General features: G+C 37.3%; 21 protein-coding genes and 1 pseudogene. 4 read left to right on the top strand and 18 right to left on the bottom strand.

Annotation, left to right across the window (positions count from 1 at the left end; genetic code table 11):
* Positions 1–1667, bottom strand: a 1667-nt coding sequence (locus tag ABIQ28_RS06600; protein WP_348036084.1) for a RecQ family ATP-dependent DNA helicase, incomplete at its 3' end; no start/stop codon positions are given.
* Positions 1667–2209: an ATP-binding protein gene (locus ABIQ28_RS06595; protein ID WP_348036083.1), complete on the bottom strand. Its 543-nt coding sequence runs from the start codon at positions 2207–2209 to the stop codon at positions 1667–1669. The genes ABIQ28_RS06595 and ABIQ28_RS06600, both read right to left, overlap by 1 nt.
* 92 nt (positions 2210–2301) lie before the next feature.
* Between ABIQ28_RS06595 and ABIQ28_RS06590 the strand changes: the two genes are divergently transcribed.
* The 3 genes from ABIQ28_RS06590 (at position 2302) to murA (ending at position 4912) form a co-directional block, all read left to right on the top strand.
* On the top strand, positions 2302–2595 hold the full coding sequence (locus tag ABIQ28_RS06590) for a DUF493 family protein (protein ID WP_348036082.1): 294 nt from the start codon (positions 2302–2304) through the stop codon (positions 2593–2595).
* A gap of 344 nt (positions 2596–2939) precedes the next feature.
* On the top strand, positions 2940–3596 hold the full coding sequence (locus ABIQ28_RS06585) for a DUF4290 domain-containing protein (protein ID WP_348036081.1): 657 nt from the start codon (positions 2940–2942) through the stop codon (positions 3594–3596).
* A gap of 5 nt (positions 3597–3601) precedes the next feature.
* Positions 3602–4912 carry a UDP-N-acetylglucosamine 1-carboxyvinyltransferase gene (gene murA, locus ABIQ28_RS06580; RefSeq protein WP_348036080.1) on the top strand — a complete coding sequence of 437 codons (1311 nt, stop codon included), beginning with the start codon at positions 3602–3604 and terminating at the stop codon, positions 4910–4912.
* Positions 4913–5037: 125 nt separating this feature from the next.
* On the opposite strand, the gene ABIQ28_RS06575 is transcribed toward murA, so the two are convergent.
* The 4 genes from ABIQ28_RS06575 to ABIQ28_RS06560 all read right to left on the bottom strand — a co-directional run bounded on the left by ABIQ28_RS06575 (position 5038) and on the right by ABIQ28_RS06560 (position 7774).
* Positions 5038–6342, bottom strand: a complete 1305-nt coding sequence (locus ABIQ28_RS06575; protein WP_348036079.1) for a deoxyribodipyrimidine photo-lyase — start codon at positions 6340–6342, stop codon at positions 5038–5040.
* 24 nt (positions 6343–6366) lie between these two features.
* On the bottom strand, positions 6367–6846 hold the full coding sequence (locus ABIQ28_RS06570) for an SRPBCC family protein (RefSeq protein WP_348036078.1): 480 nt from the start codon (positions 6844–6846) through the stop codon (positions 6367–6369).
* Positions 6847–6891: 45 nt separating this feature from the next.
* On the bottom strand, positions 6892–7353 hold the full coding sequence (locus ABIQ28_RS06565; RefSeq protein WP_348036077.1) for a TspO/MBR family protein: 462 nt from the start codon (positions 7351–7353) through the stop codon (positions 6892–6894).
* Positions 7354–7516: 163 nt separating this feature from the next.
* Positions 7517–7774 carry a hypothetical protein gene (locus ABIQ28_RS06560; protein WP_348036076.1) on the bottom strand — a complete coding sequence of 86 codons (258 nt, stop codon included), beginning with the start codon at positions 7772–7774 and terminating at the stop codon, positions 7517–7519.
* Between the two features lie 225 nt (positions 7775–7999).
* On the opposite strand from ABIQ28_RS06560, the gene ABIQ28_RS06555 reads away from it, so the two are divergent.
* Positions 8000–8845 carry a DUF2911 domain-containing protein gene (locus ABIQ28_RS06555; protein WP_348036075.1) on the top strand — a complete coding sequence of 282 codons (846 nt, stop codon included), beginning with the start codon at positions 8000–8002 and terminating at the stop codon, positions 8843–8845.
* 129 nt (positions 8846–8974) lie between these two features.
* Here the strand turns inward: ABIQ28_RS06555 and ABIQ28_RS06550 are convergent.
* The 12 genes and pseudogenes from ABIQ28_RS06550 to ABIQ28_RS06495 all read right to left on the bottom strand — a co-directional run.
* A pseudogene (locus ABIQ28_RS06550) lies at positions 8975–9657 on the bottom strand (SDR family oxidoreductase).
* A gap of 112 nt (positions 9658–9769) precedes the next feature.
* Positions 9770–10468: a GTP cyclohydrolase I FolE gene (folE, locus tag ABIQ28_RS06545; protein ID WP_348036074.1), complete on the bottom strand. Its 699-nt coding sequence runs from the start codon at positions 10466–10468 to the stop codon at positions 9770–9772.
* An 83-nt stretch (positions 10469–10551) separates the two neighbouring features.
* Positions 10552–10794 (bottom strand): TIGR03643 family protein, encoded by a 243-nt coding sequence (locus ABIQ28_RS06540; RefSeq protein WP_348036073.1) that lies wholly within the window; start codon positions 10792–10794, stop codon positions 10552–10554.
* Positions 10791–11216, bottom strand: a complete 426-nt coding sequence (locus tag ABIQ28_RS06535) for a hypothetical protein (protein ID WP_348036072.1) — start codon at positions 11214–11216, stop codon at positions 10791–10793. The genes ABIQ28_RS06540 and ABIQ28_RS06535 overlap by 4 nt, the downstream gene beginning before the upstream one ends.
* 384 nt (positions 11217–11600) lie before the next feature.
* Positions 11601–13028 carry an SDR family oxidoreductase gene (locus ABIQ28_RS06530; RefSeq protein ID WP_348036071.1) on the bottom strand — a complete coding sequence of 476 codons (1428 nt, stop codon included), beginning with the start codon at positions 13026–13028 and terminating at the stop codon, positions 11601–11603.
* A 198-nt stretch (positions 13029–13226) separates the two neighbouring features.
* The gene (locus ABIQ28_RS06525; RefSeq protein ID WP_348036070.1) at positions 13227–13631 is read right to left on the bottom strand and encodes a response regulator; all 405 of its coding nucleotides are present in this window, start codon (positions 13629–13631) and stop codon (positions 13227–13229) included.
* Positions 13618–17388, bottom strand: coding sequence for a PAS domain S-box protein (locus ABIQ28_RS06520; protein ID WP_348036069.1), 3771 nt, complete (start codon positions 17386–17388; stop codon positions 13618–13620). The genes ABIQ28_RS06525 and ABIQ28_RS06520 overlap by 14 nt, the downstream gene beginning before the upstream one ends.
* Positions 17389–17772: 384 nt before the next feature.
* Positions 17773–19083 (bottom strand): AarF/UbiB family protein, encoded by a 1311-nt coding sequence (locus ABIQ28_RS06515; protein WP_348036068.1) that lies wholly within the window; start codon positions 19081–19083, stop codon positions 17773–17775.
* Positions 19084–19740: a TetR family transcriptional regulator C-terminal domain-containing protein gene (locus tag ABIQ28_RS06510; protein WP_348036067.1), complete on the bottom strand. Its 657-nt coding sequence runs from the start codon at positions 19738–19740 to the stop codon at positions 19084–19086. It lies immediately after the preceding gene.
* Between the two features lie 135 nt (positions 19741–19875).
* Entirely contained in the window at positions 19876–20856 is a 981-nt protein-coding gene (locus tag ABIQ28_RS06505) for a Gfo/Idh/MocA family oxidoreductase (RefSeq protein WP_348036066.1), read from the bottom strand.
* Positions 20843–22534, bottom strand: coding sequence for a sodium:solute symporter (locus ABIQ28_RS06500; RefSeq protein WP_348036065.1), 1692 nt, complete (start codon positions 22532–22534; stop codon positions 20843–20845). Before ABIQ28_RS06500 ends, ABIQ28_RS06505 begins: the two co-directional genes overlap by 14 nt.
* A 243-nt stretch (positions 22535–22777) precedes the next feature.
* The coding region (locus ABIQ28_RS06495; protein ID WP_348036064.1) for a PIG-L family deacetylase at positions 22778–25098 on the bottom strand (2321 nt) is incomplete at its 5' end.

Raw genomic sequence — 25098 nt, 5'->3', positions numbered from 1 at the left:
TCGCTTCTTTTCTCACCAAAATATTCCAATAGCTGAATACTTTTACAGTGTTCGTCATCTGAGATATAACCGATAACGGCATCAATTTGATCTTCCTTTAAGCGCTGTTGCTGTTCAATGACCGTGGCAATTCTATTGATGGTTTTATCGTCTTCGCGAGGCTGTAAAAAGGTCAATTCAGAATCGGTATTGGAATGTAGAAACTCCACAATCCCATCTTTTTGGATCTCATATAAAATGGCAAGAACCTGATTTTCGTTGATATTTGATTTTTCAGAAATCAAATTCAGGTTGATCTTCATCTGGTGTTCAAAAATACCACCATAACTCCTTAAGATCGCCTTAACCACAGGTTCAAAGGATTTGTGGGTGTTCAAATAACTGAATAAGGCCTGACTGCTAATCAAAAACTGAAGCTTAGTTTGATAATTGAATTGCTGTGATAAGCTAATAATGCTATTCCGATCTAATATCTGAACGGCATTATAGGCAGTGCCCGTTGGGAAATTATAAGTTTTACAGAAGACGTTAAAGTTAAATTGATGCTGTGTTAAGTGGCCTTCGCCATAAGATATCTGAAAATAGTTACATAATTTCCGATAGACTTGTTTAATAAAATCAACCGATGGCAGAGTGCTCAAAAACTGGTGTTTCAGTTGTTGTTCATCGGTGGCGTTTTTTAAAATAACCGCAAATGCTTTTTCGCCATTGCGTCCGGCACGGCCTGCTTCTTGATAATAACTTTCTAAACTTTCGGGCAAATTAATATGAATGACTGTTTTGACATCGGGCTTGTCAATCCCCATTCCGAAAGCGGTGGTGGCCACCATAACGGTTTTTTGATTATTGCTCCATTGTTCTAAATGGTCGTTTTTTTCCTTATTGCTGATTCCGCCATGATAGTAAGTAGCTGAAATGCCTTTCGATTCTAAAAACGAAAAAAGCTCCAAAGTCGCGCGTCGCGTTCTGGCATAAATGATGGACGGCCCAGGATATTTTTTCAGAATCTGCTCGATTTTGTAGTGCTTATCATTGGTGTCCAAGACCATGTACGCAATATTTGGTCTTTTAAAGGACGCTTGAAAAACCTTGGGCGCCATAAAGTCCAGTTCGGTCATGATTTCTTGGACGACTTTTGGTTTGGCAGTGGCGGTAAGGGCAATTACATTAACCGAAGGGTGTAATTGACGCAGGATTTTGATGTTTTTGTAGGCGGGTCTAAAATCGTTGCCCCACTGACTGATACAATGGGCTTCATCAACCGCAATTAAATTGACCGGCATTTGTTGGATTCTGTCCTGAACCAACGTTTGTTGCAAACGTTCTGGAGACAGGTAAAGGAATTTGTACTTCCCATAAATACAGTTGTCCAACATCGTGTCCAAAGTGGTATATGGAATACCACTGGTAATGGCCATGGCTTTTATGCCTTTTGCTTTAAGTTGGTCCACCTGATCTTTCATTAAGGCAATCAGTGGCGAAACGACAATGCAAATGCCGTCTCTTATTAACGCCGGAACTTGAAAACAAATGGATTTCCCACCGCCTGTTGGCAACAACACAAAAGTATCCTCATTATCCAAGACCGCATTGATGATGTCCTCTTGCAACGGCCTGAAAGAGGTATGGTTCCAATAGCGTTCTAGTATAATGACCGGATGTGACATTATTGGGAATTTAAGGAATCTATGATGAAATCTACGCGTTTTTCTACAGTATCAAAAGGAATATCAATTAAATGGTAGTTGAATTTTTCATAGGTCTTTAAAAGACGTTCATGAATTAATTCAGACTGTTCAAAGGTTTCATAGCGCTCACTATCACATTGAAAGATTTCTTGCCACGGCGATAGAATAAAAACGACATCATAGGTGTTTTTTTGACAAGTGTTTATAAAATCCTCTGGATAATCACTGCCAAAAAAGTCCATATATGCCAAAACATCTGGGAGCCCACGGTCCATGAAAACAGTCGAGTTGTCATGTTTATCGGCCTCCACATATTGCTGGCTTCTACCTTCCAATAGCAATTGGCTAAAGAGAAGGGGCTGGGTTAAAAAGAGCTGTTCTACACCGTTTTTCCTGGCCTCGAGAGTGATTTGTCTTGAGATTTCTTCAAAGCAAATATGCCCTCTTTGTTTTAATTCGTCTATTATTGAGGACTTCCCGGTCCCGGGTCCTCCCGTAATAACAATTCTTCTAGTATTCACTTTGGCTAGGTTTTGACTGCAAAAATCGTAATTTTAATAGAAATTAAAAAATGTAAAGTAAAATGTATCTTTGCAGTTGAATAAGAACCATTATGAGCACAGAGAAAAATCCAGAAGAATTTTACGACAAATTAAGGTCACAACTTTATGCAACTGCAAGCTGGCCATCAGAATATCTTTATAAATTCATCGTATTATCAGAGAACAGAAAAATAGCCGAAATTGAAAATATTTTTGATAATATGGGGGCAGTAATCATCACTAAGCCTTCTGCTAACGGGAAATATACAAGTGTATCCATTAATTTACAGATGGTAACTCCTGAGAGTGTTATTGAAAAATATAAGGAAGTGATAGAAAGGGTGGAAGGGGTTATTTCGTTGTAGATCTTTAGAGGTTAGAAGATAGACGACAGATTATAGAGAAAGTGGATTGAATATAAGGTTTAATTAAACATTAAGGCATCAGATGATTGAGCTGAAATGCGCTTAAAAATGACCTTAATCTTCCTTAACTTAATGGTTTTAATTTTTTGGATCACTAGTGTTTTGGCAGTTTACCGTATTTTATGGATGGAAGCGCATCACATTTCGTATTTTTTGCGAAACTTTTATTGGACAATTAAATTTTCTTTATTTTTTTTCGTATTTTGCACACATGCACAAATTACTGCGTTGCATAATACATTTTACTACATTTATTAGCTCATTTAATACTACACATTTATATTTTGATAGATAATTTAGAATACAATACAGAGCGTGAACATTTGATCATTCCTGAATATGGGCGTCATATGCAAAAGATGATCCATTACGCCAAGGAGCGCCCAACCAAGGAAGAACGCAACAAAGTGTCCAAGGCAATTATTTCAGTCATGGGCAATTTACAGCCGCATTTAAGGGACGTTCCAGATTTTCAACATAAACTTTGGGATCAGTTGTTTATTATGGCCGATTTTGATTTGGATGTTGATTCTCCATATCCAAAACCTTTAAGGGAAGACTTGCAGGCGCATCCTGAACCTTTAAAATACCCTCAAAATTTTCCGAAATACCGTTTTTATGGCAATAACATCAAAACAATGATTGATGTGGCCAATACTTGGGAAGATGGCGATTTAAAGGAGGCATTGATTTATACTATTGCGAATCACATGAAAAAGTGTTTTTTGAATTGGAATAAAGACACCGTTGAAGATGATGTGATTTTTCAGCATTTGTATGAATTGTCAGGAGGTAAAATCAACTTGAAGGAAGAAGATGAAGATTTGTCTGATGCTACCACATTGATGCGAAATAAAAAGAAGTTTACTTCGACCAACAAGAAAGCACACCCCAAAAAAACCAATACTAACACCAACAACCGTAACAGAAAACGCTACTAACCTACATGGCAACATTTATAATTGAAGGAGGGCATCAATTAAAAGGAAGTATCCAACCTCAAGGTGCAAAAAACGAAGCATTACAAATTCTATGCGCTGTTTTACTTACTCCAGAACTCGTAACCATCCATAATATACCTGACATTATCGATGTCAACAAACTCATTTCGCTTTTAGAAAAATTAGGCGTCAAAACCAATAAAATTGGTGCTGGCTCTTATACATTTAAGGCGGATGAAGTGAATATGAAATACCTTGAATCGGCTGAATTTAAAGAAGACGGTAAAGGCCTTCGTGGATCTATCATGATTGTTGGACCGCTTTTGGCGCGTTTCGGTAAAGGTTATATTCCAAAACCGGGAGGTGATAAAATCGGACGCCGAAGAGTGGATACCCACTTTGAAGGCTTTATAAATTTGGGAGCTAAATTCCGTTATAATCGTGAAGAGCATTTTTATGGTGTTGAAGCTGATCGATTAAAAGGCGCGTATATGCTTTTGGATGAAGCTTCTGTAACAGGAACGGCCAATATCGTTATGGCGGCTGTTTTGGCCGAAGGGATAACCACGATTTATAATGCTGCTTGTGAACCTTATTTGCAACAGTTATGTAAAATGCTGAACAGAATGGGCGCCAAAATTAGTGGCATCGGTTCCAATATGTTGATTATTGAAGGCGTAGAATCCTTGGGAGGCACAGAACATAGAATGTTGCCCGATATGATCGAAATTGGAAGTTGGATCGGATTGGCAGCCATGACCAAAAGTGAATTGACCATTAAAAACGTCAGTTGGGATGATTTGGGACAGATTCCAAACGTGTTCCGGAAATTGGGAATTACCGTTGAGAAAAAAGGAGATGATATCCATATTCCGGCACATAAAGACGGTTATGAAATCCAGAATTATATTGACGGTTCCATTTTGACCGTTTCTGATGCACCATGGCCTGGATTTACGCCCGATTTATTGAGTATTATCTTAGTCATTGCCACTCAAGCGAGAGGCGCTGTTTTAGTACACCAAAAAATGTTTGAAAGCCGTTTGTTCTTTGTGGATAAACTGATTGATATGGGCGCAAAAATTATTCTTTGTGATCCGCATCGTGCTACCGTTATTGGTCACGACTTCAAATCGACTTTAAAAGCAACAACGATGACGTCTCCAGACATTAGAGCTGGGATTTCACTTTTGATTGCTGCCTTATCAGCAACAGGTACATCGACCATTCATAATATCGAACAGATTGATCGTGGTTATGAGCGCATTGATGAGCGTTTACGAGCAATAGGTGCGAAGATTACGCGAGTAAGCTAGATCGATACCAAATAATATACATAAAAAATGCCTCAAATTAGTTGAGGCATTTTTTGTTTTAAGGTTTATCCAACTACTCATCGATTTCTTTAAACATTTAAATCAACCAATATAATGACGAACAATTAAGCCAGCGCCCTTTTATAAGTTGACAAACAGCGTTCCCGTGCTTCTTTATGATCGACCATCGGTGGTGCATAAGTCAATTCTTGAAATTCTGGCACCCATTTGTTGATGTATTTGAGATCTTTATCAAATTTTTCAATTTGTGTGGTCGGATTGAAAATTCGGAAATAAGGCGCTGCGTCCACACCACATCCGGCAACCCATTGCCAATTGCCAATATTGCTTGCCATTTCATAATCGTGGAGTTTTTCGGCAAAATATGCTTCGCCCCAACGCCAATCAATCAGCAGATGTTTACATAAAAAACTTCCCACCAACATGCGCACCCGATTGTGCATAAAACCGGTTTGGTTGAGCTGACGCATTCCAGCATCGACTAATGGATAACCCGTTTCGCCATCGCACCATTTTTTGAATTCTCCTTCATTGTTGCGCCATTCGATGCGGTCGTATTTGGGTTTGAAACTCTCGTGTACCGTTTTCGGGAAATGCCAAAGGATTTGCATGAAAAACTCACGCCAAATGAGTTCTTGCCAAAATATTTCATTCTGTTCTGCAACTGCTTTTTTGATCATCTTACGAATACTGACGGTTCCAAAGCGTAAATGTGGACCTAAGCGTGACGTACTATCTAGAGCAGGGAAATTTCTGGTTTTTTCATAGTTTTGAATTAAAGTGGATGTCACTTCAAAATCCACTATCTTTTGTGAGGATCTCTTAAAACCAATATCAGCCAAGCTTAAGTTGGGCAGCGCTGTGTTTTTGAAAAGATGATCAAGACCAGTAGTGGTATCAAAAATTTCTAAGTTATACGTTTTGAATTTCTCTTTCCAAGCCTTCATATATGGCGTATAAACGATATAAGGATTGCCATCTTTTTTGACCACTTCGTCTTTCTCAAAAATGACTTGATCTTTAAATGTTTTGAAATCAATGCCTTTTTCTGATAGAAAATTATTTATTTCGGTATCGCGTTCCTGAGCGTAGGGCTCATAATCGTGATTGGTGTAAACCGCTTTAATGTCATAATCCTGAATAAGCTGTTTGTAAACTTCCAAAGGTTTTCCATGGTAGATGCTGATACTGCTCTTATAGGTTTCTTGAAGCGTCGTGCGCATTTTTTGGAGGGTATCAAAAATGAACGTCAAACGAGCATCAGCTTCAGGTAAGTGATCTAAAATTTCAGGATCAAAAATAAATATGGGCACTACGGGATGTTTAGATTGCAATGCTTCGAAAAATCCGACATTATCGTCCAATCTTAAATCACGACGGAACCAGAAGATGTTGAGGGGCTGCTTCATAAGATCAGGAGTAGTGTTTCTTTTTTACTTTAGAAGTGATGGATCGTATATCCCAAACAAGTCTTCCAGCTTTTTTTGTCTATAGTCAAATATTTCCTGAAGTTTGGGCTTCACTAAAATAGGATGTGCCAATTGGCCCAAAATTCCGAAGGGTAATTTGTAATCAATGAGATCTTCCATTTCCACACCACCTGGAATTTCCTTTATAAAATGTTTGTGATGCCACAATGCATAAGGGCCGAAGCGTTGTTCGTCCACAAAATACTTATTGGTTACGCTATGCGTAATTTCTGTGACCCATTTGGTTTTAATTCCTAAAACTGGGGTTACGATATATTGAATAATCTGCCCAGCATACATCGGTCGATCAGCTCCAGATAGAATATGGAATCCCATATAACTTGGTGTAATCGTCTTTAAGTTGTTTGGATCGGAAAGAAAAGCCCAAGCAGTTTCAATGCTTATAGGGAGATTTTGCTTTTTGTGAAGGGCGTATATTTTCATCTATAAGTAGTTTCAACTATTTTGTGAGCGATAGGGATTTCTTTTTTAATTCTTTAATAGAATGTAAAGATTAAGCGAAGTTGCAATACAAATCCAAACAAAATACGGTAAAATCAGCAGCGATTTTATCTTCATGGATTGATAATAGGTTACCAAAAAGGCAGTAACGATAACCGTCAACGCAATAATGGTTCCCAACCCAATCGCAACTAAATGCTGATTGAAAAAAACAAAATTCCAGAGGACATTCAGGATAAATTGAATACAGAACAGTGTAATGACTTGAGCGGTTGTACTTTTGAGGTAAAGAAAGGTCATGTACAATGAAAAGCAGATCATAATGACCGTCCAAAAAAAGCCAAAAGCCCAACCTGGAGGTGTCCAAGGGGCTTTGTTCATTGAGATGTACCAGTCGCTTGTAGGGCCATTTCCCATGAGTAAAATACCAATTCCTAAGGCACCAAAGTTGATGATTAGAAATAGGAGGAAATGTTTGAAGAATTTCATTGTTTAATCAAGTTGCTCGTTTGAAAACACTTTCTTCATGCTTAATTTTGAAATTTGATTTTTAAGCGAGGAGTTGGAATGGTCTAAATATTAATAATTTGATAATTATAACATCTTGACAGCGTCATTCAATAACCCCATTATCTACTACATTAAAGGATGCTTAGCTAGTTGCGGTTAACGGCTTTCCTTTTAATCGTTTTTCTACCTTTTGTTTTATTACAGTTAATCGCTTCATGATGTCCATGATCTGTTCATCTTTTTTGCGTTTATAAATTTCGTTCAAGCCTAAAATTAAGGTTTTGGCTTGTCTTGAAATTTCTATTCTATCGCTTGTAGAAAGCGATCTTAGTGTTTGTTGTTCAAATTCAAGAGCTTCTTTTATGATTTCTTGATTTGCCGTTTTATTCTCTGTTGCCATAATTTTAATTTAAATGCGAATATACACAATGTTGAATATTTTTTATAGAACATTAAACAATATTTAACATTGTGTTTTTAGCTTAATCTGCACTGTTTTAATTAAATGGAGGTCAGTATCATACGCTTTGTCGTGAAATTAATTTAGTATTTCGTTAACAATTGAGGGCTTTAAAAGCATTAATTTTACATGTAGATTAATTAACCATCTAAAAAATAAATTGTTATGAAAAAATTTATGCTTTGCCTTGCAGTTTTGGGAATGACCTTTACAGCAAACGCTCAAATTCAAACGCCTCAGCCGAGTCCATTTTCTAAAGTGGAGCAAAAGGTTGGGTTAACAGATGTGACCTTAGAGTATTCTCGTCCAAATATGAGAGAGCGTACTATTTTTGGTGATTTAGTTCCTTATGGTAAAGTATGGCGATTGGGAGCAAATACCAATACGAAAATCTCCTTTAGTACGGATGTAACTGTTCAGGGTAAAGAATTAAAAGCTGGAACCTATGCACTTTTTGCAATTCCAAATGAAAATAAATGGGAGATTGTATTTTATTCAAATGCCAGCAATTGGGGAGCACCTCAAGAATTGGATGAATCAAAAATTGCGGCGAAGGTTAATGTAGAAACTTACAAACTTCCAATGACTATCGAAACATTTACCATGAGTTTTGATGATTTGACAAGTAATGGTGCCACCCTCGGAATCTTGTGGGCAAATGTGTATGCCGGTGTTAAATTTGAAGTGCCAACAGACAAAATTGTTGCTGCTAATATCGATAAAGTCATGACTGGTCCTAATGCGGACGACTATTACGCGGCTGCCGTATATTATCTTCAAGAAGGTAAAGATGCCAAGCAAGCTAAAATATGGATTGACAAAGCGATGGCCATGACTCCAAAACCAGCATTTTATCAATTAAGACAGCAGTCTTTAATTTATGCAAAAGCAGGAGATAAAAAGGGGGCGATAGAAATTGCGAAAAAATCATTGGCTGCCTCTAAAGAAGCAGGAAATCCAGATTATATTAAAATGAACACGGATTCCCTAAAAGAATGGGGTGCAATGTAAGTAGATATTAAATCTGTAGTAGCGACACAATATTTTGTGTCTTTACTGTGGATATATTCCAAGAAACCTTTCAATACCGATATTTCGGAATTGAAAGGTTTTTTTATGCGAAATTTTAACCAGAACAGTTTAAATCTTAAAAGTCACAAGGCCACAATCCAATTCAAAAATCTGGCCTGAAATGGAAGCTGATTTTTCTGAAAGTAAGAACTCTGCCATATCAGCAACTTCGTCGGGTTTTAGGAATTTTTTAAGCGGATGACGCTCGGTAATACTTTCAATCATTTTTTCATTGCGCAATAATTTTGAGGCCAAATCGGTATCGGTCACAGTTGGGGCAATGGCGTTAATACGCAAAGTGGTCGCAATTTCAGCGCCTAATGATTTTACCAAACCTTCAATAGCTGATTTCGCCGCCGCAACACTAGCGTGAAAAGGCATTCCTAACTTAGCCGCCACGGTACTAAATAAAAGAATCGAAGGATTGTCGCCTTTTTTAAGAATATCTAAATACGTTTGGATGCTTTTGACCGCACCTATGACGTTAATCTCAAAATCTGCTCTAAAATCGTCTAAACTCAACCGATTGATCGGTTTGAGATTAATGCTTCCCGGACAATAGACCAAGCCGTCAGCTTTTTCAATTGGAGGCAAGGCGTCCGTTAATATATCACAGGAATGATGCGTGAGATTTTCGTTGCATAATCTGGAACCGTGCGGTTGATATTGATAATATAATGAGTGGACAGGAGTTTTTGTGCAATAGCTTTACCGATGCCCTTGCTGCCGCCAACAATGATGAGGGTTTTCATTTATTTTTTATAGGAATTATGCGTTCGGATTTCAAAATCTAACGCTGAAATGGAAAGTGATCTTAATTTTTGTTGTTCAAATTCGAGTGCTTCATTAATGAGATCCATAATCTTAGTCTTTTATATAGTTCTGCAATTCAGTAATTTTTTCGGGTGTGCTAAATTTTCCACCGTAATAGGAGGTAACCGTTGCCGAGGATTCATCTTTAATGCCTCGCGAGGAAACGCATAAATGTTTGGCGTCCAGAATGACCGCAACATCCTCCGTACCTAAGATCTGTTTTAAATCTTCAGCAATTTGATTGGTCAAACGTTCTTGAACCTGTGGTCGTTTAGCATAATATTGCACAATGCGATTCAATTTTGACAAGCCAATCACTTTTCCCGAAGAAATATAAGCCACGTGGGCTTTGCCAATAATCGGCACAAAATGATGTTCGCAGTTGGAGTAGAACGTGATGTTTTTTTCTACCAACATTTGATTGTATTGGTATTTATTATCGAATAATGCAATTTTTGGTTTGTTGGCCGGGTTTAAGCCAGAAAAAATCTCATCGATATACATTTTGGCCACACGATCGGGTGTGCCTTTTAAGGAGTCGTCGGTTAAATCCATTCCCATGACATCCATGATTTCTTCAAATAAAAGGGCAATACGTTCCTTTTTTTCCTTATCTGAAAGTTTATATCCATCTTTTTTCATTGGTGTTTCAAGTCCTGTGTATAAATGGTCATCGCCAATGTCTTCGATGCTGAAGCCGTTTAACTTGTTATTAATTTTAAGGGTACCGGAGTTTTTTTCTTGAATCATGTTGTCTTTTTTAGATGCTGTTTTTAGGTTTTTATTGCCAAAACAAAGCATAGTTAGCGTTTGGAAATGGAATTATGTTTGATTTATTTTTGTCTTGAACATTTATAACGTCCCAATTCAAATGATCGTAATTTTTGATGTTTTGTAGCTCGTCCTTGAACACGCTGCCGCCATATTCTGAAACTACTAGATTTCATTTCGCGTCGCATTAAGGTAATGACATCCTGTTCTGAAAGTTCAAATTGGTAGGTTATGGCCTCAAAAGGCGTTCTGTCTTCCCAAGCCATTTCAATAATGCGGGCAATCTGTTGCTCCGTCAAAATCATGGCAGAATGTTATTGTGAACTTCATAATTTAATTTTTGGTCTAAAAGCTTGTCAAAAAAAGCTTTATTTTCTCTAAAAGTGATGTTTTTTTTAAATTTGATGAACTTTCCTTGGGCATGAATGCTGCTCCCGTTGGTTTTATAAATGACCAAATGGTAATATGGAATAACCCAAGTATAATTTTGTAAACCTTTATTGATTCTGATCAGTAATCCAAATGGACGCAGCTCTAAATTAGCGTAGCTGATAGCGGCCGTCGTATTGAGATATGGCTTCATATTCGCACTGACCTCTTCAATCATCATGCGTTTGGACCCGATACCTCTCATTTTAAACGCTTGGATAAAACCAAAAGGTTTTCCTACCAAATCATTGATGAGCGCGTCGTGGGTTTTATCAGTATAGGTGGTGTCCAAAATCATAGTATAAAGATAGCTAATTAATCATTTTGTTTATCTTTATGAGATAAACATTAAACAAAAATTAACATTTAAGTTGAGCTAGGGTGAGTTTAGGATCGTATTGTTTTAAGAAGGCTCAATGTTAGAGAGGTGTATCGATTCAGCAATAGGCTTAGATGCTTAGGCTATCCTTGTTAAGATTCCATAAGCTTTCGCTGGCTTTCTTTCGGTTTTTGAAGATTTAAAATAGGGTAAGATATATACGCAAACGTCAGATTTTATTCAAGTGGATGCATTTTTTTGTAGACTTTATATTCTGAAAATGATATTCTGGACTTTCTTTTTAGGATTTGAATTGGGTTTTCACTTTTCGTAACAGAAATCCTATTAGTGAATTTTAATACGCTAATCGACTTCTACCAACTTGTTGATCATGCCATTAAAAATGAACCAATGAAAAGGCAATACACTGTACCAGTACAAACGTCCTGCCAAGCCGCGTGGTCTGAACGTTGCGGTTTGTTTAAGCAGGCCATCTTCAATTTTAAATTCGAGCCAAGCTTCGCCAGGAAGTTTCATTTCGGCGTAAAGCAAGAGTTTTTTATCTTTTTTATCACTAAAAATAACCCGCCAAAAATCCAAGGCATCTCCTGCAGATAATTCTGAAACATGCGTTCTTCCGCGTCGCAAACCGATACCTCCAAACAGCTTATCCATGTGTCCACGCACTTTCCATAAGTAATTCCCATAATACCAACCAGTGGAACCACCGATGGACCAAATGCGGTTGATGGTCTTGTCCATATCGATGACTTTACGTTCTTTATAATCTTTGAAACAGCCATAGGTAGGCACATTTACATATTTAAAAAGACTGTCCTTGAGTCGGCCACTGCTGACCATAGAATCTTTCCAGCTGGAAACAATGCTGTTTTGTTCAATCTTTTGAAAAGCCAGTTCTACGGCTTCACGATAACTCATAGGGTGAACATCAAGGATCTGATTGATCTCACTTTTCTGACCGATAATTTCCACGCCCATACTTTCCACTAAAGAAGAGGCCAGTTTGAAAGAGGTAGAGGTCACGAAATAAAGCCAATAAGAGGAGAGTTTGGGGGTCATCACTGGAACCGTTAAAATATAACGCTTCAATTTCCTGATGTCAGCAAACAGGAGTAGCATTTGTTTGTAGGTCAGCACTTCAGGTCCAAAAATATCAAAGCTTTTATTATAAAGTTCTGTTTTGCCTTTGGCTCTCGACAAAAATGAAAGGACATCCTTAACACCAAGAGGTTGCGTTTTTGTATTCAACCATTTAGGAGCCACCATAACTGGTAGTTTCTCAACCAAATCTCGGATAATTTCAAAAGATGAACTTCCTGATCCGACAATGATTCCTGCCTTAAAAACGGTCAAAGCGTATTTTTCTGAATGTAATAGTTCTTCAACATTTTTACGGGATTGTAAATGCTTGGACAGAAAAGTGTCATTGGTAATCCCGCTTAAATAAATGACTTGTTTAACTTTGGTGGTTTCAAAATAGTCTCTGAAATTAGCCGCACATTTTGCTTCCAAGGCTTCAAAATCCTTGGACGTATTGGACATGGAATGGATAAGATAATAAGCGACATCAATGTCCTTTGGAATATTTTGAAGCGTTTCTGGTTTTAAAAAATCGGCTTCAACCACTGAGATATGTCCGTCTTCAAGATAGTTTTTATCAACCCTAAACGTATCACGAACTGCACAAATAACATCGTGTCCTTCATTAATGAGGATGGGAATCAGACGTTTGCCTATATAGCCGGTAGAGCCTGTAACGAGAATTTTCAAAATTTTATTTATTTACTTAAAGGTACGATAGGTTTAATTGTTCATTGCAAAAGTTCAACAAATTATTAACTGAATAAGAATAAACAGCCCTGTCTATAAATTTAGATCAAATCGTAAGAAACGTATGGTTTTGCAGTTGCTATTTAGGTGGTTTTGCAGTTGCTATTTAAAAGAATGTCAGGTTTAAAATTAGGAAGGTCAATTTGTTTTGGTCAACTCCTCGATTAAATCTTTAATTTTAGCCACTGAAAAGGGTTTTATAATGTAATTATTGACAATTTTATAGGTTTTGGCTTTATCAATATCGCGCCTATCCACTGAGGAGCTGACAATATAAATCGGAATTCTTTCTGCATTAGGAATTTTGACAAGTTCATCCAGAAACTGCCATCCATCCATAATTGGCATATTCAGATCCAAAAGAATGACGTCCGGCAGATTGGTGTCCTCCCATAATTTAGGTAGTAAATCATCAAAGGCTTCCTTTCCATTTTTATAGATTAAAAAATCCAACGATAAATGGACGTTTTCCATCATTTTTCTTGTTCCAAATCTAAAGATGGGATCATCATCAATAATGCATATTGTATTAATTGTCTTCATCTTTAAAATATATAGTGAATGTACTGCCTATGTTAGGTTGGCTTTCAACTTCGATGGATCCACCCATAGCTTCAATTTGGTTTTTACTTATAAATAATCCTATTCCCCTGGCATTTTTATGATCATGAAAGGTTTTGTACATGCCGAAAATCTTTGCGCCATGCTGCTCCAAATCAATTCCCAATCCATTGTCTGCAATACTTAAAGCCATATAACCTTTAATCTTTGTGGCACGAATGTCGATCACTAAAAGTCGATGGGGAGATTTATATTTTATAGCATTGGTCAGTATATTCAGGATGACGCTGTCAACATAGGAAGAAATGCCATAAATAACCAATTCTTTATTGACCTTCAGCACGACTTCACCATTAACCTGACTGACCGCTGTCCGAATATTCTGCAGTGATTTTTTGACCCGTTTTCTTAAATTAATTGGAACCAATGTGTTTTTGATGAGATTTTGAATTTCAACAATTTCGCTCAAATGGTTAACGGTTTCGCACATGTTGTTTGATGCCGATTTGATATGTTCAAAAAGCTCATCTTCAAAACCTGACTTATGATTCATTTCGCTCAACTCCAACAACATCGATAAGTTACCCGTATGGGATCTTAAATTGTGTGATACAATGTGTGCGTAATTCTGGAGGCGGTTATTGTGTTCTGTCAAGCTTTCTGTGAGTAGTTTTTCGCGTGTAATATTACTGACCTGACAAACAAAATGGGTCGTTTGTCCTTTATCGTTTTTGACGGAAGACATTGAGAGAATGGTCCAAATTAAATTTCCGTTTTTGTGGAAGTATCGTTTTTCTTGCTGAAAACTTTCGAGTTCTCCGCTTAAAAGTTGTTGGGTAAGTTTATTTGTCTCTTCTAAATCGTCAGGATGTGATAATTCACTTTTATTAATAGCAAGCATTTCTTTTTCAGAATACCCCAAAGTTTCGCACATACCTGGGTTAACCCGGGCTATTTTGCCGTTTAAATCCAGTAATACCATTCCGATGGGTGCATGCCAAAAGGTTTGTCTAAACTCTTCTTCTCGCAATAATATCTCCAATTCTGCACTTTTAAACTCCTCAATATCCTGAACCAATCCATGTACTGATTTACAAATGCCATTCTTGAAATTTGAAATACCAATCATGCGCATCCAGCGCAGCCCTGATGCCGTTTTTAATTGCAACTCAAAATCAAAACTATGACCATTTTGCATGGCGTTATTTAATAAATACGCCATCTTTTCATGATTTTCTTCAAGTACATAATCAATGATTGAATCACTGAAATTATGCGCCTTATACTCTTTGTTGCCAAGCAAGCGTTTGAGGTTTTCACTCCAATATAACATGTGATTTTCTGGGTTGAGTTCCCATGAACCAATCTTGGCTACTTTATTTGAGCGTTCCAAAAGATCTTTGTACTTTTTTAACAGGATTTCATTGGTTTTTGATTCTGTAATATCCACCAATTGAGCCACCATATGGGTAAACCGATTAAAGTCGTTTTTTACCGAAGAAACGGAAACATTGGCCCAAATAACATTTCCGTTTTTATGAATAAAACGCATCTCTTGACTGAAATTTTCTATAGTGCCATCCATCAACTTCGACATCATTTCAATATTCTTTTCGAAATCTTCCTCTAAAGAAATATCCTTGATTCGCATTGATTGCATTTCTTTAATGGTGTACCCAAACATATCAGAAAGACTTGGATTGACCTTATAAGCTTCGCCATTAAAATTGATCAATGACATGCCTACGTTGGCGTGATTGAAAGTCGTGCGCCATTGTTCTTCCTTGATGATGATTTCACACTGGGCTTTTTTGATTGCATCGATATCCTGAATTAGGCCATATAATCGTTTACAGTGATTATCTTCAAACTCTGAGATGCCAATCATTCGTACCCATTTCGGATCACTATCATTAGCGTTGGCTAGAATTTGAATATCAAAACTCATACCTTTCTCTAAGGCGTTTTTAACGGTTAAAATGGCGTCCTTTCTATGTTCTTCAGCTATAAAATAATCGATGAATTCAAAAAAGGTAGGCGTGAAATCCTTTCGAGTATTCAAAATTGTATTTAAGGAACTGCTCCAACTGACATTGTAGTTATTAACGTCAATTTCCCAAGAACCAATTTTGGCGACGGCATTGGACCGCTCCAATAAATCCTTATAATTAATAAGCAGTAATTCATTTTTCTTGCGCTCGGTAATATCCTGTACCTGTACCACGAAATAGGTAATTCGGCCCATTTCATTGCGAACTGATGACACCGAAATATGACCCCAAAGGATGCTGCCATCTTTATGGATGTAGCGTTTGTCCAATTGAAAACTTTCACGTTTGCCCAATAAAAGTTCGGCAATAAATTTGTCGCTCAGGTCTTTGTCCAGCGGATGGGAAAATTGGTCAAAGTTTTTTTCTAAAAGCTGTTTATTCGAATAGCCTAAATAATTGCATAAACTTTTATTTACTTTGGAAATGCTCCCTTTTAAATCAATGACGGCCATGCCAACAGCGGCATGGGAAAAGGTTTTTCTGAAAAGTTCTTCTTTGAGTGCGAGTTCTTTTGTAGCGATTACTTTATCATGAATGTTTTGAAAAAAACCATAATAACGTGTGCATTCGCCATTATTGAATTCTGATATGCCAATGGCACGACACCATAACGTCTTTTTATCAACAGTAATAATTTCAATTTCAATATTGTAATTTTCTCCTTCTTCGAGGGCGTTTTTTATGGAGTCAATCATCTTTTGACGACTTTTCCCTTCTTTCATAAAACCTACGACATCATCAAGTTTCAAATCAAAAAACAAAGGAACTCCAAATATTTTCTTTATTTCATCACTACAATTGACTTGGTTCGTTTTTAAGTCGACTTCCCAAATTCCAATTTCTGCAGCCTCATTAACATCTTCTAATAAGTCTTTATATTGTTGAACCAAAAGTTCTCCATTTTTTCTCTCTGTAATGGCATAATGAATCCCGCCTAACCATTCGGGCTGACCATCTTCAGTATAACTTAACACTTTTCCAATATCCATTACCCAAACCCAATGGCCATCCTTATGTTTAACCCGGACTTCGTTTTTAAAACCCGATGATTTTTGAGTAACATGTTCATTGATAAGGTGTCGTGTTCTTTTTAAATCATCAGGATGTGTCAAATTATCCCAAAAATTACTTTCCTTCTCATTAAGTTCTTTTAAAGTGTAACCAATGATTTTTGCACAACTTTCATTAAATACCACTTTTTCAGTAATCAAATTGTACTCCCAAGTACCGATACCACTCCCATTTAAAATGTCATTATCTCTCAGTTGTTGGCGTTTAACTTTTAACTCGTGGTTTTTTTGATCGGTAATATCCTTAAATGCTATGAATACATAGCGCTGTATTTGATCAGGAATAGATTTTGAATAGATATGAGTTTGCATCCATAAATGGTTGCCATTTTTATGAATAAATCGGATGTCTGTGCAACTTGTATATTCCGTATTAGAAATGTTCTGGATTTGTTCAGTAAAACCCGGTAAATCTTGAGGGGATATAAGGTCATTCCATGCAACGGAATCTGTTGGTTTATAGTCTAATAGAGTTTTGAAATTTTCACTGATATTGAATATATCTGGCTGTGATTTTTCAGCAAACCAGACTCCATCGTAGAGTTTAGAACGAAACAACTCGTAAATCGTAGAGTCAACAGGTGAGAATAACCCTGAATGTGGTTGGAGTTTGATCAAGTTTGATTTCGTTTTGGGGACTTAAAAATATAAAGATATCTTTTATTTGAAATAAAGCAATACAAACGAAATTTAAATTTAATCAGGGTCTATGAACAACGATTTATCAAGGAAGATTAAAGGATTTTTTTAGTATTTGGAACGTTCGAAATAGGTCGTAGGTTTTAAAAAATTGCAATAAATGAATTTGCCATTTGATCTACTTCAGAGATTCAATTCTAATTTGGGCATTTGATATCACAAATCGGTTTTGAGCCTAGGAATTGTAAACACGTCCAAACCATTGATTACTGCAGTTTTTCCTTCATAAAATATATAAATCTAACTTTTGAATAGGTTTATGCAATAGAAATCTCATGATATCCTACTGACTGAAATGTGGCATTAAAAATTGATGTAATTGTTGATTTTAATGTCTTTGGCCTTTAAATCGAACATTAAATTATATAGCCCAAAAAACGTTCGGTTCATATAGATGAAATGTTTGGAGCCTCGATTGCCATTCATTTTGCGCAGTTCGGTGCTTTTTGAATAGCGTTGGCCCAATTCGGTTATTTTACCAAAAAACTCAGCAGCCGAAAAGTCAAAGGTCTCCGAATGAAAGGGTTGGGTAAACAAACTCAGTAATTCATGAAACATCTCTGTGAAAAACTCGGCTTCTTCTTTGGAATCGTCTTCTCGTAAAATTTCTAATTGGTATAATTTTTCGATGAAAAAAGCTTTATTGGAAATGTTTTCTGGTTTTGCCAATTCAAAATATGGTACATAAAAATCGTCAGGAATGGTTTTCATGCAGCCAAAATCTAAAGCAATTAAATTGTGTTCTTTAGACACTAAAAAGTTTCCAGGATGCGGATCGGCGTGCACTTTTTTCAACTTATGAATTTGGAACATATAAAAATCCCAAAGCGCTTGTCCTAACTTATTCGAGAATTCCTGATTGGTATTATAGGCGGTAAACTCTGATAAATGTTCGCCTTCCATATAATCCATGGTAATGATGCGTTCCGAAGATAATTCCTCATAATATTGAGGAAACAAAAGATTAGGAATGTGCGAACACGCAGCAGCAATCTCTTTGCTTTGCTTCATTTCTAATATATAATTTGTTTCCTCAATGAGTTTTCCTTCAACTTCCTTAAAATACTTGTCTGAATCTTTGCCTTTAATGTTAAACATTTTCATGGCAATAGGCTTTACAAGCGCGAGGTCAGACGAAATACTTTGGGCAACTCCAGGGTATTGGATTTTCACAGCAAGTTTTTTCCCGCATTTTTCTGCAACATGGACTTGTCCAATGCTCGCAGCGTTTACTGAAGTTGTGTTGAAGGAATCATAAAGTTCATTGGGTAATTTCCCAAAATAGGTTTTAAAAGTTTTTAGAACCAATGGTGGCGATAAGGGCGGCACAGAAAACTGAGCCAATGAAAATTTCTCAACATAGGCCTGGGGCATGATGCTTTTTTCCATGCTCAGCATTTGTGCAACTTTAAGCGCACTTCCTTTAAGCTGTTTTAAGCTGTCATAAATGTCGTCAGCATTGTTTTCATTGAGTCTTGAACGTGCTTCGTCTTCAGTTTTCGTCAATTTATCGCCATAATATTTGAGATAATTGACACCGACTTTAGCACCTGTAGACACTAATTTAGAGGCTCTTTGAATTTTCGAGGTGGGAATTTTATCGATCGTTTTCATCTATTTCGTTTGCATTTTTTCCTTGAAGAGAAATTTACCAAGGTCGATAACGCTTTTTAAGGGCGCAATATTGAGGACATCAAAGCTCGTGTTGACTGATTTTTCAATAAAAATATCTGTTTTTTCAAAAGAAGCAGAGGTGTCGTCCATCCAAAACTTCATAGTTAACAACAACTGAATCCACGCCGATTCTTGAATGGCGCGCTGTTGAAGTTTATCGATGCGTTCTTCTTTGATATCCAAAGTTTCAATATCTAAACTGTCGATATAAGTGGTAAATGATTTTCTCAATTCAGATAAGGCGGCCATTCCTTTCATGCTATTTTTATGTTGCTTAAGAGCGAAAAGAACATAACTTCTATTGGCCGTCAAATTTTCGAAAAATGTAAAGTAGAAGCTTAACAATTTGTTGCGCGCATCAAAAGATTGATAATCTTCACTGGCAAGCAATACCTTTAAAGTGTTATCAAAAAAGACTTTAAATACGTGCTTTTCAATGGCTTCAAAAGATGCAAAATGTTCATAGAACTTCGATTCGTCAAAGTCATTATTCTTTGTGAATATGTAAACTGATTTGGGTTGTGCGCCATGTTCTAAAACATAATCCATGTAAAAGGAAATAATGTTTTGATCCGAAATAGATTTCTTTTTTGCCATGATTCTAATTTGAATGTAAAGATATGAAATGTTTAACATTTCTGTGATTACATTAAACAAAATTTAACAGTAGAGTCACAATATGTTGTGACTCTACCATTTGGCATGACATCATTTTAGGCCTCCAATGGTGGGTTATTCATATTTCAAGCCAATCAGATGTCTGACATCATCCAAAATCAACATCAAATTCCGACTGAAATCGTAGGACATAATTGGGCTTTCGGTTTTCCCGTTTCTAAGTAGATCATTGAAATGTTGAATTTCGAAATTGTAACCAATGGTGTTATAGCCAAAGTCATGCGTGGTTTCCTTCCCATCAAACGTAACGGTTACCGTAGAAGGTGCATGAAATCTCGAATTGATTTTAATGATGCCTTTTTCGCAATAAAAAATAGCTTCAGTGGGCGTTTGTTCTAAAAGCGTGGATTTTAAAAAGGCTTTCACACCATTATAATAATTGAAAATAATATCACAAGAGGCATCGGCACCATTATCAAAAAAAACAGCTTTGGCGTCTACATCAATAGGTTTTCCTAAGGTAGACAGCGCAGCAAAAATAGGGTAGATGCCAATATCCAATAAACTGCCGCCACCAAGGGATTTGTCGAAAACCCGAGAAGTACTATCGAATTTGGGTAGAAATCCAAAATCGGCTTCAAGTTTTGTAATTGCACCAAATTTTCCTGACTTCAATTCATTTAAAACAAATTGGTAATGTGGTAAAAAATAAGTCCAAAGGGCTTCCATCAGCAGGACATTGTTGGTTTTAGCAACAGTAATCATGTCTTCAACTTCCTGAATATTCATGGCCAAAGGTTTCTCACACAACACTGCTTTTTTATGATTCAGGCACAATAGCGTGTATTCTTTATGAGAACTGTGTGGCGTCGCAATATAAATAGCATCGATATTAGGATCGGCAGCCAAGCTATCGTAATCGCCATAAGCTTTGATGGCATTATATTGTTTGGCGAACGAATTTGCTTTTTCCTGATGCCTTGAAGCTACAGCATATAGTTGACAATTTTCTACATTTTGAATGTCTTGAGCGAATTTGTTGGCAATTTTACCAAGTCCGATAATTCCCCAGCGTATGGTTTTAGATGTTTTCATGACGTGATAATGGATTAAGGGTTTGAAGAATAAAAGAAATTCCAATAACAAGGGCGCACCCGAATAAATTCAGCCATAAATAAGGCATCCAATCATACCACCAGCCTGCGATAACAATCGCTTGTGTGATTAAAGCTGCCATAAAAACCGCATTACCTTTCACATATTTAAAAAAGAATGCCAATAGGAAAATTCCCAAAACATTTCCATAGAAAATGGAACCGATAATATTGACCAATTGAATTAAATTATCCGCCAAATAGGCTACTGACGCAATGGCAATAGCTAGAATCCCCCATCCTAAAGTAAACCATTTTGAGGCTTTCAAGTAATGGTGTTCATCTTCATTTCCCACAAAGCTGCGTTTATAAAGATCCATGGTCGTCGTTGATGCCAACGCATTTAATTCGCTCGCGGTACTGGACATGGCAGCGCTTAAAATAACGGCCAATAACAAACCAATCAAACCCCGTGGTAGATTGTTTAAAATAAAGTGAATAAACACATAATCCTTATCGTTGGTTTCCACCCTAAGGGTGTTTTCGATGTTTGCCTTGTCAATTAACTCTTTAGCGGCATTTCGATTCACTCGATCGCCATCATTGAATAACGCAATTTGGTTCGCTATCACTTCAGATTTGTTGTCCGCGTAAGCGTTTAGCAACTCCTGTTTCCTTTGAAAAATATGATTTTGTTCGTTTTGTAACTGCATGTATTCTTCGGCGTAGGAAGAATTCATGACCGTTTCTGTCGCTGCAGGATTAAAATTGATAGGGGAAGGGTTAAATTGGTAAAACACAAAAACCATTACGCCGACCAATAAGATGAAAAACTGCATGGGGACTTTCAAAAGTCCGTTGAAAATCAAGCCCATTTGCATCTCTTTTATCGATTTCCCTGAAAGATAGCGTTGCACCTGGCTTTGATCTGTACCAAAATAGGAGAGGGCCAAAAACGTTCCGCCGATAATACCACTCCAAAACGTGTAACGATTATTGAAATCAAAAGAAAAATCGAGGATGTCCATTTTCCCGCTGGCGCCTGCAATATGCAAGGCTTTGGTAAATGTGATATTGTCTGGTAGATAGCTGACAATTAAAAAGAAGGCGATAAACATCCCCGTGAAAATCACGGCCATCTGTTGTTTTTGAGTAATATTCACTGCTTTTGTACCGCCTGAAACGGTATAGATGATGACCAAAATCCCGATAGCGATGATGAGTAAATTCAAATTCCAGCCTAAAACAGCGGAGAGGATAATCGCCGGTGCGTAAATAGTAATTCCTGCGGCCAATCCGCGTTGAATCAAAAACAAAATAGCCGTCAGACTTCGGGTTTTGAGATCAAACCGATTTTCTAAAAACTCATAAGCCGTATAAACTTTGAGTCGATGATATAAGGGGATAAAGACCAAACAGATGATGACCATGGCAATTGGCAATCCGAAGTAAAATTGCACAAAGCCCATGCCGTCATGAAATGCTTGTCCAGGCGTGGAAAGGAAGGTAATGGCGCTGGCTTGCGTTGCCATCACGCTTAAGCCAATCGTCCACCATTTGGCTTCATTGCCGCCTTTAAGAAAATCTTCAACGTTTTTACTGCCTCGGGTTTTCCATGTGCCATAGGCGACAATAGTAAAAAGTGTCCCAATAAGAACAATCCAATCTAATGTATGCATCTTAGAAGGATTTCGTGATAAAGTAAAACAAAATGATATAAATAGCATTGGCAACCAATACTAAAGTGTATGATTTTTTCCAGTGCTCTTTTGGTGGTTGTTTTTGCATAGTTTTTATTCTTTTGCCACGAATACGCGAATACGTTTCAATTTCTCCGTGCGACTCTGTGTTTTCAGCGTATCTCTGTGAAATAGCGATTAAATATATTTTTTAAAAAACCTGACAGGTTTGCGATTTTAAGATTAGTTTTTCAATTGTTGGTCGGTTTTTATCGATTCTTTTCCGACAGAAAGCATGTTGGCAAACAAACGGAATGCGCCAGCGACACCTTCAGGAAATTCCCTGAAAAAACTCAATCCCGTATAAATATAATGACCTTTTCCATATTTAGCGATTAGTAGGCTGCCTTCTTGTGGAGATTCGCCCTCGTCATGCATAGATAACACTGGCGTGAACTCTTTTGACCATTTATTCGGAAAATAGAGGCCGCGTTCTTGCACCCAACCTTCAAAATCTTTTTGGGTAATTTTATTCGGATAGTTGAGCAGTTCGCTATTGGGATTTAAGAATTTGACTTCGGCATTTTCATTGGTAACACGGTCTCGTGATAATTGTAAAGGATAGGGCGCCAATTGATCAACAATGATTCCTGCATTTGTATTATACTGAACAACTAAATTACCACCTTGCTCAACAAAATCAAAGAGTTGTTTCTGTTTAAATTTTAAGGCATCCACCGTATTATAGGCTCTAATGCCTACAACAATGGCGTCAAATCGATTTAAAGTTTCAGCAGTAATATTTTCAGGTTTGATGATCACTACATTATAGCCGATTTGCCTCAAACTTTCAGGAACAAGATCGCCTGCGCCTTCAATATATCCAATGTTTTCGCCCCTTTTCTTGATGTCCAGACGCACTATTTTGCTTTCATTGGGCAATAATACGGTTTGAAACGGAATATGGTCATAGTTGATTTCCACAATTTTCTTGGAGTAAATCTCCTTGCCGATATGAACCATTGGCGATAATAGACCTTCACTCTGATTTTTTGGAGGAATGACCGTAAAAACTAAAGTCTGTTCTTGGCCTTTATGAAGAATAGCGACATTTTGCTTTTCAGGATAAACGTTCCAACCTTTTGGATGTGCCAATTGCACAAAGCCTTCCAGATTTTCACGATTGGCCTTTACGATCACTTGGATGTCTTTTTGTTGGTCGTCGGCAAAAATGATCACGGGTTCAGAAATATACGCGGAGACTTCTGGTACAATTTCAAACGGTTTGTAAACTTCGCCTTTTACTGGATCATTGGTTTTGTAGATGACAGGTCTTGTATAGGATAATATTTCCCCATGCATCGAAATATTGAACGTCGCCGTAATATTTCGGGGTGTCTCTGGCAGTCCAATTAAATTTTGTTGATCGACGTTATACATTCCTAAAGTGCCTTTATTATTCAGCCAGTAAGGGGTTGAGTAGCTTGCAGATGCAGCAATGTTTATTTGTGATTTAAAACGCTGGGACTGATTAAATTTTAAGTCCGTGTTTTTTTTAAGGTTCGTGCCATCAGATAGCACAATTGAAATTAGTTTAATGTCTTGAGCACTGCGATTGATGGCTTCCAAATTTAAATCTACTTTACCGTTTGGAGTGGCTGTATTAGAGTTAGCGGCGACCTCCAAATACAAACCCATACAAGCGGCAATCACATTCTTGAGATCTTCTGATTTGATGGTTTTCCAATGGCTATTGTCAATTTTTTGAATCAGCTTGTAAGCTTCAATCAATTTTGGAAGGGACGCTGATGGATTTTTGAAATCATAATTATCCTGAACTTCTTTCAATAGAATGCCAATCGGTTTTCCGCCTTTTACGCGATTCCAGCTGGTATCAATATCATCAAAAATATTGTTTTTGTCTTTTGGCATATCGCCTTTTACGAGCTCTAAATATTCGGTTTCACTACCACGTGTTCCTGTATTTCCAAAACCTTGCGATTTGTGCGCGCTTCTGCTCAAGGCGGCAATTTCAGGATTTGACAATCCGAGTGCGGGATAGAAATCGCCCACTTCCACAGCAAACTGACCGGTTTTATCGGCAGCTTCAAACTTTTCCTGACTGCCATAAAACCACCAAGAGGTATTAAAAAACTCACGTTTTGCTTGCCAAACGTCTACTGATTTTAATTGATTTGGGAATTTTGATTTATCGCTCGCCAGATCAAAAGCTTCCATGCTTAATAGGGCGGAACTGGTATGATGTCCGTGCGTTGATCCCGCACTTCTATGGTCAAATCGGTTGATAATGATATCGGGTTGAAACTTACGAATAGCCCAAACGACATCACTCAATACCTCGTCTTCGTTCCAGATGGCTAAAGTTTCATCCGGATGTTTGGAGTATCCAAAGTCATTAGCTCTTGTAAAGAGTTGTTCGCCACCGTCAATTTTACGTGCAGCCAGTAGTTCTTGCGTTCTGATAACACCTAAAAGGTCACCAAGTTCTGTTCCAATAAGATTTTGTCCGCCATCGCCACGAGTTAATGATAGATAAGCCGTGC

Origin of the sequence: Gelidibacter sp. (assembly GCF_039916245.1) — a bacterium.
Lineage (GTDB): Bacteria > Bacteroidota > Bacteroidia > Flavobacteriales > Flavobacteriaceae > Gelidibacter.
The sequence above is the reverse complement of the archived record's forward strand: the minus strand, read 5'-3'. Positions and strand labels throughout refer to the sequence as shown.